Annotated in this window: 11 protein-coding genes; 7 read left to right on the top strand and 4 right to left on the bottom strand. The window is 70.5% G+C overall.

What is annotated here, in order from left to right; genetic code table 11:
* Positions 1-297: 297 nt before the first annotated feature.
* The 5 genes from VK501_RS05410 (at position 298) to VK501_RS05395 (ending at position 5,258) form a co-directional block, all read left to right on the top strand.
* Entirely contained in the window at positions 298-525 is a 228-nt protein-coding gene (locus VK501_RS05410; protein WP_324335416.1) for a hypothetical protein, read from the top strand.
* A gap of 512 nt (positions 526-1,037) precedes the next feature.
* Positions 1,038-1,238, top strand: a complete 201-nt coding sequence (locus tag VK501_RS05405; protein WP_324335415.1) for a hypothetical protein — start codon at positions 1,038-1,040, stop codon at positions 1,236-1,238.
* Positions 1,239-1,283: 45 nt separating this feature from the next.
* Positions 1,284-1,631 carry a helix-turn-helix transcriptional regulator gene (locus VK501_RS28705; RefSeq protein WP_349260976.1) on the top strand — a complete coding sequence of 116 codons (348 nt, stop codon included), beginning with the start codon at positions 1,284-1,286 and terminating at the stop codon, positions 1,629-1,631.
* 64 nt (positions 1,632-1,695) lie between these two features.
* Positions 1,696-3,924: a putative bifunctional diguanylate cyclase/phosphodiesterase gene (locus VK501_RS05400; RefSeq protein WP_324335413.1), complete on the top strand. Its 2,229-nt coding sequence runs from the start codon at positions 1,696-1,698 to the stop codon at positions 3,922-3,924.
* An 11-nt stretch (positions 3,925-3,935) separates the two neighbouring features.
* Positions 3,936-5,258 (top strand): ammonium transporter, encoded by a 1,323-nt coding sequence (locus tag VK501_RS05395; RefSeq protein ID WP_324335411.1) that lies wholly within the window; start codon positions 3,936-3,938, stop codon positions 5,256-5,258.
* Here the strand turns inward: VK501_RS05395 and VK501_RS05390 are convergent, their stop codons facing one another.
* Both VK501_RS05390 and VK501_RS05385 read right to left on the bottom strand, forming a co-directional pair.
* Positions 5,259-6,029 (bottom strand): SDR family NAD(P)-dependent oxidoreductase, encoded by a 771-nt coding sequence (locus VK501_RS05390; RefSeq protein ID WP_324335409.1) that lies wholly within the window; start codon positions 6,027-6,029, stop codon positions 5,259-5,261.
* Positions 6,026-7,033, bottom strand: coding sequence for an NADP-dependent oxidoreductase (locus tag VK501_RS05385; protein WP_324335407.1), 1,008 nt, complete (start codon positions 7,031-7,033; stop codon positions 6,026-6,028). The genes VK501_RS05390 and VK501_RS05385 overlap by 4 nt, the downstream gene beginning before the upstream one ends.
* 169 nt (positions 7,034-7,202) lie before the next feature.
* Between VK501_RS05385 and VK501_RS05380 the strand changes: the two genes are divergently transcribed.
* A complete protein-coding gene (locus tag VK501_RS05380) occupies positions 7,203-8,162 on the top strand; it encodes a hypothetical protein (protein WP_324335405.1) in 960 nt (319 codons plus the stop codon).
* Positions 8,163-8,450: 288 nt separating this feature from the next.
* On the opposite strand, the gene VK501_RS05375 is transcribed toward VK501_RS05380, so the two are convergent.
* The gene (locus VK501_RS05375) at positions 8,451-8,738 is read right to left on the bottom strand and encodes a hypothetical protein (protein WP_324335403.1); all 288 of its coding nucleotides are present in this window, start codon (positions 8,736-8,738) and stop codon (positions 8,451-8,453) included.
* Between VK501_RS05375 and VK501_RS05370 the strand changes: the two genes are divergently transcribed.
* A complete protein-coding gene (locus VK501_RS05370) occupies positions 8,731-9,129 on the top strand; it encodes a hypothetical protein (RefSeq protein ID WP_324335401.1) in 399 nt (132 codons plus the stop codon). The genes VK501_RS05375 and VK501_RS05370 overlap by 8 nt on opposite strands.
* Positions 9,130-9,539: 410 nt before the next feature.
* On the opposite strand, the gene VK501_RS05365 is transcribed toward VK501_RS05370, so the two are convergent.
* Positions 9,540-10,112 (bottom strand): hypothetical protein (locus VK501_RS05365; protein ID WP_324335399.1); only part of this gene is annotated, 573 nt, incomplete at its 5' end.

The following is a 10,112-nucleotide window of genomic DNA, read 5'->3' as shown; positions in this document are numbered from 1 at the left end:
GTGATGCCGGACGTCCCGTTGACCGTCAGCACGCTCGACGTGTTGTCGTACGTGTTGCCCGTGAGGTTGGCCGTCACGTTGATCACGCAGCCCAAGGCCGTGATCGTGCAGCTGATCCCCCGGATGTTGCCCGTCACGACCTGCACGGACTGCGAGACAGCATCGAGATGCCCCTCGGAGCACACCACGGCAGCCGACTGACCGGCCGCCGTGCAACCGGAGAAGGTCGGTCGCACAGTAGCGACGTCGCTCCAGTTACCGGTGTTGACCGGGCCGGCCGTGCCGATGAGCCGTCCGGTGGCCGTCGTGTTCGTGCAGACCACGCCAACCAGGTGCGCCGGATTCGGGACACTGATCTCCAGCCGAGACGCCGGGGCGGTCGCCGAGAAGAACGTCCCCGGCGACGCCGACCCGTTGCTCGACCAGTTCGTCGCGGACGCGCTCGATGCCGACGCCAGCGCCGACACGACCATCGCGCCCATAACCAGCACCTTCAGGAACCTACGAGACATACGTTCCTCCTAGCGAAGCCATCACTCCGCATGTTGTTGAACAGCAAGGACCGCCGCGGCCGCCTCCGCATGCCGGCTGCCACGCAGCGGTAGAACGAGGCCGACTCTCCACGGCCCTCGGCGAGGGGTCCACAGCCAAGACGGCAATCAAGGCCAATGAGCACCGGCGGTCGGCGAGCTGCTGCAGGGCGACGCACTCATCCGAGTCGTGGTGATCATCAGTCCGGATTCCTGATCGTGGCCATCCGGTTCCCCGCCCCGCAGGCCGATCACACCGTTGCGAGCCCCGGCGCGGCCCGAGAGGGCGTACGCGCCCCCTCCCCGCGGCCGACTATGGTCCGAGCCCCTCCGCCGGTCCACAGCCATTTGGCCCAGCCACTCAGGGTCCGATGCGAGCAGTTCTCCACCAGTTCGTCACGCCCGCTGCACATGTCGCCGTGTTTCACCGCTGAGTTGCGACGAACCTACTTGCGACCGTGGCCGGTCCGGCGTAGTGTCCGCACTGGTCAACAGGAGGGCACGTCGATGGAGAATTGGAAGGATCGAGCGGCGGATCCGCGTCGCGTCCCAAAGCGACGGGCGTGGCGGCAGGAGCTGCTCGCCGAGGGCGCGACCCTGGACGCCATGGAGGTCGAGGAGCTCGAGCACCTGCTCGAGGTCCAGGCCGAGGCGTTGCGGCGCGCCAAGGCGCTGCGGCGTTCAGCATCGTGGATCCGTCGTCGCTGAGCACCGCTGCGTAACGTCTCAGGGCTCGCTGCGGCCGGCCGCGGGATGTTTTGCACACGTTTTCGTGTTTCGCAGAACCGATTCGGGAAAGACTTGAAATCGGGATGGTCCCGCCCCGTACCTTGCGGGGGTCCGCTAAAGGAGAGATGTGCAGCTATGGAGCACCGTATGCAGCTTGGCGCCAATCTCCGCAGGCTCCGCAAGGAGCGCTGCTGGTCACAGGAGATGTTGGCGCACTTCGCCGGTCTACACCCCACGGAGGTGAGTCGTCTGGAGAGAGGTCTCAGAGAACCGCGCCTGCGCACGATCGTCCAGGTCGCGAGCGCGCTCAACGTACCGATCCAGGCGCTCCTGGATCCGGAGCCGTCGCCGGAGCCTGAGCCGGTCACGTAGCCCGGCGTCGCAAGGGAACCTGCACAAACCCTGCAGGTTCCTCAATCCCCGTTCCGGTGCGCCGATGTACCGGAAGGACATGCCCAAGGGCAGGGGATTCAGCGCACCGTTCGGAGAGCGGCAGCGCGACGGAAGGCAGGCCGGGCAGCTCATCAGCCGCGGTCTCCTTGTCGATCTCGGACCTCAGCAGCGCGCACGGCAGGCCGTGCGCGCTGCCGAGCAGCTCAGCCGGGTCGTGGTCGAGGGCCTCGAAGAGGGCGTCGTCGTCACCGACCCGCAGCTGCGCGCGCTCAGCTGGAACGCCAGCGCGCTGCGCATCCTCGAGCTGACCGGCGCCGACCTCGCCGGCGCCACGGCGCCGTTCCAGCACGACGTGCGGATCGTCGCCGAGCGCGACGGAACCACGCTGGCGCCCGGCGACTCGCTCACCGCCACCGCGCAGCGCGACGGCGTGCCCGTCCACGGCATGGCGATGCGCACCGACGCGCGGGGCAACGAGCAGTGGATCCGCGTCCACGCCCGGCCCTTGAGCGCGGTGCCCGGCCGCGACACCGGCGTGGCCGTCACGTTCGCCGACGTCACCGCGACGATCAGCACGCAGCGCACGCTGAAGGAGGAGCGCGACCGCGCGCAGCGCTACCTCGAGGTCGCCAGCACGCTGGTCGTCGTCCTCGACCAGCGCGGCCATGTGGAACTCATCAACCGCCAGGGCTGCGAGCTCCTCGGCTTCACCGAGGAGCAACTGCTCGGGCGCGACTGGTTCGACGCGGTCGTGCCTGCCACCGACCGGCTGGACGCCCGCCGCGCGTTCGCCCGGCTGGTCTCCGGGGTCGAGCCACCGCGCGAGAGCCTCGAGACGTTCGTGCGCAGCCGCGCCGGCGACGACCGCAAGATCGCCTGGCGCAACTCGGCGCTGCGCAACGAGGACGGCGAGATCATCGCGGTCCTGCGCTCCGGCGAGGACGTCACCGAGCGCCGCCGCGCCGAGGCCCAGGTCGCCTACCTGGGCTACCACGACGCCCTCACCGGCCTGCCGAACCGCACCCAGCTCGAGGAGCAGCTGCGCCTCGACCTGGCCCGGGCGCGGCGCTCCGGCGACGCCGTCGCGCTCCTCTACTTCGACCTCGACAACTTCAAGCTGGTCAACGACTCGCTCGGCCACGCCGCCGGCGACGAGGTCCTGCGGGAGACGGCGCGGCGGGTCGCCGAGCTCGTGCGCGGCGGCGACGTGCTCGCCCGCCAGGGCGGCGACGAGTTCCTCCTGCTGATGCACTGCCCCGGCCCGGAGACCGCGACCGCCGCGGCGCACCTCGCCGCCGACCGGATCGCCGCCGCGCTCGAGCGCCCCTTCGAGGTCTCCGGCGCCGAGTTCCACATCGGCGCCTCGATCGGCGTCGCGCTCGCTCCCGAGCACGCCGACGACGCCGAGAGCCTCCTCAAGCGCGCCGACAGCGCGATGTACCAGGCCAAGCGTGCCGGCGGCGGCACCGTCGCCGTCTTCCAGCAGGAGGAGGGCGACGCCCGCGCGCGCCTCTCGCTCACCACGCGGCTGCGTCGCGCGATCGGCGCGGGGGACCTGCGCCTCCACTACCAGCCGATCGTCGCCCTGGACGACAGCGGGCTCACCGGCGTCGAGGCGCTCGTGCGCTGGGAGGACCCCGAGCACGGGCTCGTCGCGCCCGGGGACTTCATCCCCATCGCCGAGGAGACCGGCCTGATCGACCCCATCGGCGACTGGGTCGTCGAGGAGCTGTGCGCCCAGGGCGTCCGCTGGGCGCAACAGGGCCTGCGTCCGCGCCTGTCCTTCAACCTCTCCCCGCGCCAGCTGCGCCGGACCGATCTGGTCTCCTCGATCTCCGAGCGGATCGCCGCGCACGGACTGCGCCCCGAGCAGCTCTGCGCCGAGCTGACCGAGACGGCCGTGATGAGCGACGCGCACCGTCACCGCTCGCTGCTCGACGAGCTCCACGAGGCCGGGCTGAGCATCGCCATCGACGACTTCGGCGCCGGCCACTCCTCGCTCGCCCGGCTCCGCGACCTTCCGGTGCAGGTGCTCAAGGTCGACCGCTCCTTCCTGGATCGCGTGCCCGACGATCGCGGGTCGTCGTCGATCGTCGCGGCGATCCTCGCGCTCGCCGAGGCCTTGAACATGACCACGATCGTCGAGGGCATCGAGAGCCACGCCCAGCTCGACTTCCTGCGTAACCACCGCTGCCCGTTCGGCCAGGGCTACCTCCTGGGCCGGCCCGTCCCCGCCGACGAGCTGTCGCTCGCCGTCCTCGCTCCCCGATGATCGCGGCCACCGTGCGTCCACTGCAGCAGGTCGCCTCCGAGCTGGACACGACCTGGGTCCTCGTCACGGCCGTGCTCGTCATGTTCATGCAGGCGGGCTTCGCGTGCGTGGAGATCGGGTTCTCGCGCGGCAAGAACGCGGGCGCGGTGATCGCCAAGATCCTGGTGAACTTCTCCGTCGCGTCGCTCACGTGGTGGATGGCGGGCTTCGCGCTGGCCTTCGGCGGCGGTGCCGCGCTGGCCGGCGACTCCGGCTTCTTCCTCGACCACGGCACAGTGCTGCACCCCGGCAGCCCGATCGCGGGACCGCTGGACGGCGCCGGCGCCGGCTACTTCTTCTTCCAGATGGTGTTCTGCGCCGTCTCGCTGTCGATCGTCTGGGGCACGACGCTCGAGCGCATCCGCTTCATCGCGTACCCGATCTACGGCGTCGTGTTCGCCGGGCTCATCTACCCGCTGATGGCGCACTGGATCTTCGGCGGCGGCCTGCTGGACCAGGTCGGCGCGGGCATGCAGGACTTCGCGGGCTCGACCGTCGTGCACCTCACGGGCGCGACCGGCGGCCTCGCCGCGCTGCTGCTCCTCGGCCCGCGCGCGGGCAAGTACGGACCCGATGGCCGCCCCCGCGCCATCCCCGGCCACTCGATGCCGATGTTCGGCCTCGGCGTGCTGATCCTTTGGCTGGGCTGGTTCGGGTTCAACCCGGGCTCGACGCTGGGCACGAGCGGCAACCGCATGGCCGAGGTCGTCGTCGTGACGAACCTCGCCGCGGCCGCCGGCGTCGTGGGGGCGGCGATCGCCGCGACGGCGCTGACCCGCAGCCTCGACGTGGGCATGCTCGGCAACGGCGCGATCGCCGCGCTCGTGGCCATCACCGCCCCGTCGGGGTTCGTGGAGTTCTGGGCCGCGCCGATCATCGGCCTCGTCGCCGGCGGCCTGGTCGTGGCCTCCGTGCTGGTCATCGACCGCCGGCTCGACGACCCGGTCGGCGCGCTCTCGGCGCATGGCGTCGCGGGGATCTGGGGCACGCTGAGCTGCGGCCTCTTCGCGTCGCCGCGGCTCGTCGGCGGTCCCGACGTCGTCGGCGACCCGGGCCTCTTCTACACGGGCTCCTTCACCCAGCTCGGCGTGCAGGCCCTCGGCGTGAGCGTCGCGTTCGTGGTGGTCTTCATGTTGTCCTACATCACGTTCGCGGCGATCAAGGCCGTCTTCGGCCTGCGCGTGACGCCCGACGAGGAGGAGGCCGGCCTCGACATCGTCGAGCACGGCATGTACGGCTACCCCGAGCAGTACGTCGACCCGGACGCGCTGGCGCCCGTCGGGCCGCCGGTCTGACTAGACGCCGCGCGGGTTTGCCGGCGTGCCCGTCCCCGGGCCGGGGACGTTGCGGAACCGGAAGGGCTGGGCGTCGCGGCCGGGCTGGACGAACCACGCCTCGCCGGTCGCGCCGCCGGTCACGATCCGCAACACCGTGGCGGCGACCGTCTCGGCCGGGATGAGCGTGATGCCCGAGGCCGCGAGCTGGTCGCGGAAGGGCTCGACGATCTTGGACTCGGCAAAGCCCGGGCAGATCGCGTTGTAGGTGATGTTGTCGGCCTCGAGGGCTGGGCCCATCGAGCGCGCCAGCCCGACGACCGCGTGCTTGTTGGCCGCGTAGAGCGGATCGAACGGCACGGCGGTCAGGCCGGCCAGCGAGGCGGTCGCGACGATCGCGCCGCCGCCTCGGGCCTTCAGCGCGGGCAGCGCTGCATGGGTGCCGAAGACGACGCCGTCGAGGTTCGCCCCGTTGGCGCGGTGGTACTTGACGAGGTCGAAGTCGTCGCCGATCCCGCAGCCGGTCGCCACGCCCGCGTTCAGGTACACGATGTCGATGCCGCCGCACTGCGCGACGGCGAAGGCGACCATGGCCTCGTTGGCCTCCAGGTCGGAGACGTCGCAGCGCACGAAGTGCCCGCCGACCTGCTCGGCGACCGCACGGCCGCCGGCGTCGTCGAGGTCGGCCACCACGATCTCCGCGCCCGCCTCGGCGAGCGCGAGGGCGGTCGCGCGACCCAGGCCGCTCGCGCCGCCGGTGATCAGCGCGACCTTGTCGCGCAGCGCCGTCACGCGAGCTCCAGCACGAGCTTGCCGACGTTCTCGCCGCGGAAGAGCATCTGCAGCGTGTCGGGGAAGTCGTCGATCGAGCCCTGCACGACGTGCTCCTGTGCCTTGATCTTCCCCTCGGCGATCCAGCCGGCGATCTCCTGCGCGGCTTCGGCGTAGCGGCGGGCGTAGTCGAAGACGACGAAGCCCTCCATCCGCGCGCGGCGGACCAGGAGCGCCATGTAGTTCGAGGGGCCCTGGTGGCGGGTCTCGGTGTTGTACTGGCTGATCGCGCCGCAGATGACGACCCGCGCCTTCATCGCCAGGCGCGTCAGCGCGAGGTCGAGGATGTCGCCGCCGACGTTGTCGAAGTACACGTCGACGCCGTCGGGCGTCGCGTCGCGCAGCGCCTTCTTGAAGCCGTCGGAGCGGTAGTCCAGCGCGACGTCGAAGCCCAGCTCGTCGGTTAGCAGCGCGCACTTGCCGGGCCCGCCGGCGATGCCGACGACGCGGCAGCCCTTGACCGTGGCGATCTGGCCGACCATGGAGCCGACGGCGCCGGCGGCGCCCGAGACGAGCACGGTCTCGCCCTCCTTGAGCGCGCCGACGTCGAGCAGGCCGAAGTAGGCGGTCATGCCCGGCATGCCGAGCGCGCCGAGGTAGGTGGCCAGGGGCGCGGCGTCGGGGTCGACCTTCACGCAGCCCTTGCCGTCGGAGACGACGTGCTCCTGCACCCCGAAGGCGCCGACGACGTGGTCGCCGGCCGCGTACTTGGGGTGGTTGGACTCGGTGATCTCGATCAGGCTGCCCGCGCGCATGACCTCGCCGAGACCGACCGGCGGGACGTAGGAGGGTCGGTCGTCGAGCCAGCCGCGCATCGCGGGATCGAGCGAGATCATCTTCGTGACGCCGGCGAACTGGCCCTCGCCCGGCTCGGTGACCGGGGCGTCGGCGTGCTCCCAGTCGCTGGGCTGGAGCTCGCCCGTGGGGCGGGCGGCCAAGCGGATCTGACGGTTGGTGTCGGGCACGATCGTCTCCTGTCGCTGCGGGTGGGTACTGGGCGGTACCGCGCTGGCACGGCACAGTACCTGCGCCGCGCCGCGCGCTGGTCTGCGGGAAATCTGGGTACCGGACCGCAGCACTCGCGTAGTTCTCGTGTTGGCAGGACGTACGACTCAGATCCCATCGGGAGGGACCATGCACTTCAAGAACCTCAGAGCAGTGCTCGCCGCCGGCGCGTTCGCGCTGGCGTTGACGCTGCCGGCCGCCGCGCAGGCGGCCACGGCACCGGCCGTCGTCACCGGCGGAGCGGCGAACGTGGTTCAGCAGGCGGCGCGGCTGACGGGCACCGTCAACCCCAACGGCGACGCCACGACGTACCAGTTCCAGTACGGCACGACGAGCGCCTACGGGGCGGTCACGCCCGAGCAGACGATCGGCGCCACCGGCAGGAAGACGGTGACCGCCGACATCAGCGGCCTCGCCCCGGCGACGACCTACCACTACCGTTTGATCGCCCGCAACGGCACGGGCCTGACCAAGGGCAGGGATCGCAGCTTCAAGACGAAGGCCCAGCCGCTGGGCGTGACCTTCGCCGCCACGCCGAACCCGGTCCCGTTCGGCGGCACGACGGGCCTCGCCGGTCAGCTCACCGGCACCGGCAACGGCGGCCGCGAGGTCGTGCTGCAGGGCAACCCGTTCCCCTACACCCAGGGGTTCAAGAACCTCGGCAACAAGCTGGTCACCGACGCCGCGGGGAACTTCTCGTTCGGCCTGATGGCCATCCCGCTGAACACCCAGTACCGCGTGGCGCTGCCCGACAAGCCGTCGGTCATCAGCCCCATCGTCGTCGTCAGCGTCTCGGTCCGCATCAGCACGCACGTCGGCACCAAGACCGTCCACCGTGGCCACAGGCTGACGTTCCAGGGCTCGGTCCGCCCGGCCGTCGACGGCACGCCGATCGCGATCCAGAAGCGGCGCAACGGCAAGTGGATCACGGTCGCCGGCACGGTGACGCGCCACAACAGTACCGCGTCGTCGACCTACAGCAAGCACGTGACGATCCGGACCGGGGGCAAGTACCGCGTCTACGCGGGCGTCGCCAACGGCAGCTTCGTGCCGAACACCGGCACCGAGGTGACGATCCACACGAAGTAGGGCGGCGCGCGCTGCGGGGCCGGTTCGTCTCGGACGGGCCGGCCTCGCGCGCGCGCCGCTGCTCGCCACGCGGCTGTTCGAGGTGCGGCGGGCACAGATGGCCACGGCACGCGCAAATAACGATCGGTGGCACTCACTATTCTGTATGTCAAAGTAGACTCATCGACTATGGACAACATACTAGTGACTGACCCACACTGGCGACGGGCCGTCAGGCCCAGGTCGCGCCACGCCAAGCTTGTAGGGCGTCGCACGGCCGTTCATCGATTGCGGAGCCGGTCGCTCCGCTTAGGAGGAACGCATGTCTCGCAGGTTCATGAAGGTGCTGGTGATCGGGGCCACGGTCGCCTCGGCGCTGGTCTCGGCATCGACGGCGTCGGCGGTCAACTGGAGCAGCAACGGGTCGGCGGCGCCGGGGACGGCGTTCTCGGCCACCGCGCCTACCTCGCGGTTCGAGATCAACGTCACGAATCCGTCGCACCAGGTCGGGCTGAGCTGCTCGAATGCAACGATGACGGGGCGGGTTTTCGGCCCCACCGGGCCGAGCAACACCGGTGCGTGGAACAGCGTGGCCACGCTGCAACCGAGCTACTCCTCCTGCACCGCCGCTGGCCAGACGGGCGTCATGTCGTGTGCCGAGGAGCAGTTCGATGCGGTCTCACAGACCTCGCAGGTCGTGACGGGCAACATCCGCGGGATCAACTGCACCTTCACGTTCTGGGGCTGCGTGCTGACGTTCGCCGGCAACCTCACCGGTAACACGTACAACAACATCACGGCCGTCCTCACGCGCAGCGTGTCGGCCGGGCTGAACGCCAGCTGGCCCAACACGGCCGCCTGCCGCTCGATCATGGGCACGACGGGCGGCGGGACCGCGCCGATGACGTGGGGTACGTCGACCAGCCCGCCCGCCCCCCTCTCGTACACCGTCACCTCCGTGTTCAAGCCGAGCATCCAGCACAACTAGGTAGGCCCGTGCGGTCGTCAAGCGGCCGTGGGTGTTCTGCGTCCGCTTGGCGGCCGGCGGGGTGGTTGTCGGGACGCCGGGCGCGCCCGGTGAGGGACTGATCGTGTCGGTATCCACACCGCGACAGGACCCCGCGGCGGCCATGCTCGAGTCTCTGGCTTGCGGTGGATCGTCGCGAACCGCTCATCACGCCGCGCGCCTCCGCGCGCCGCGGGCGCACCGATCGACCATATGGCCGCCGCCTGGGGCGGCACGCCAGCTGGCCCAACACGGCGGCCTGCCGGACACTCACCGGCCGCGCGCCTCAGATCCGACGCGCGCACGGGAGCTCGCGCAGCCAGCCGGCTCTGGACCGCCGATCACTCACTAGTTCACCCTGATCGCCCAGGCGGTTCGACCTCCCGCAGCACTCAGGCGCCGGGAGAGACCCCTTCATCAACGGCGGAGCGATCGCTCCGCGAGGAGGAACGCATGTCCAGCAAGCTCGTGAAGGTATTGCTGATCGCGGCCACGGTGGCGTCGGCGCTGGTCTCGGCATCGACGGCGTCGGCGGTCAACTGGACGAGCAACGGGTCGGCGTCGCCGGGGAGGGTGTTCTCGGCGACCGCTCCGGCCTCGAAGTTGGAGATCCACGTCACCACCCCGTCGCACCTGGTCGGCATTATCTGCAACACGACAACGGCGACGGGGTCGCTCATCGGCCCGACCGGCCCGAGCAACGCCGGAACGTGGAGCGACGTCGCTACTGTGCGACCGACCTTCTCCGGCTGCACGGCCGCCGGCTGGAGCTTCGTCGTGATGTGCTCCGAGGGGCATCTTGATGCTGTTTCACAGCTCGGGACGGTCGTGACGGGCAACATCCGGGGGATCAGCTGCACGATCACGGCCTTGGGCTGCGTGATCAACGTGACGGCCAACCTCACGGGCAACACGTACGACAACACGTCGAGCGTGCTGACGGTCAACGGGACGTCCGGCATCAC

Origin of the sequence: Baekduia sp. (assembly GCF_035318805.1) — a bacterium.
Classification (GTDB): Bacteria; Actinomycetota; Thermoleophilia; order Solirubrobacterales; family Solirubrobacteraceae; genus Baekduia.
The sequence above is the reverse complement of the archived record's forward strand: the minus strand, read 5'-3'. Positions and strand labels throughout refer to the sequence as shown.

What these genes read in the sequence shown, in the direction of transcription:
- VK501_RS28705 (WP_349260976.1), top strand. Translation starts at nt 1,284, where the DNA reads ATGTTTTGCACACGTTTTCGTGTTTCGCAGAACCGATTCGGGAAAGAC.
- VK501_RS05380 (WP_324335405.1), top strand. Translation starts at nt 7,203, where the DNA reads ATGCACTTCAAGAACCTCAGAGCAGTGCTCGCCGCCGGCGCGTTCGCG.
- VK501_RS05400 (WP_324335413.1), top strand. Translation starts at nt 1,696, where the DNA reads ATGTACCGGAAGGACATGCCCAAGGGCAGGGGATTCAGCGCACCGTTC.
- VK501_RS05405 (WP_324335415.1), top strand. Translation starts at nt 1,038, where the DNA reads ATGGAGAATTGGAAGGATCGAGCGGCGGATCCGCGTCGCGTCCCAAAG.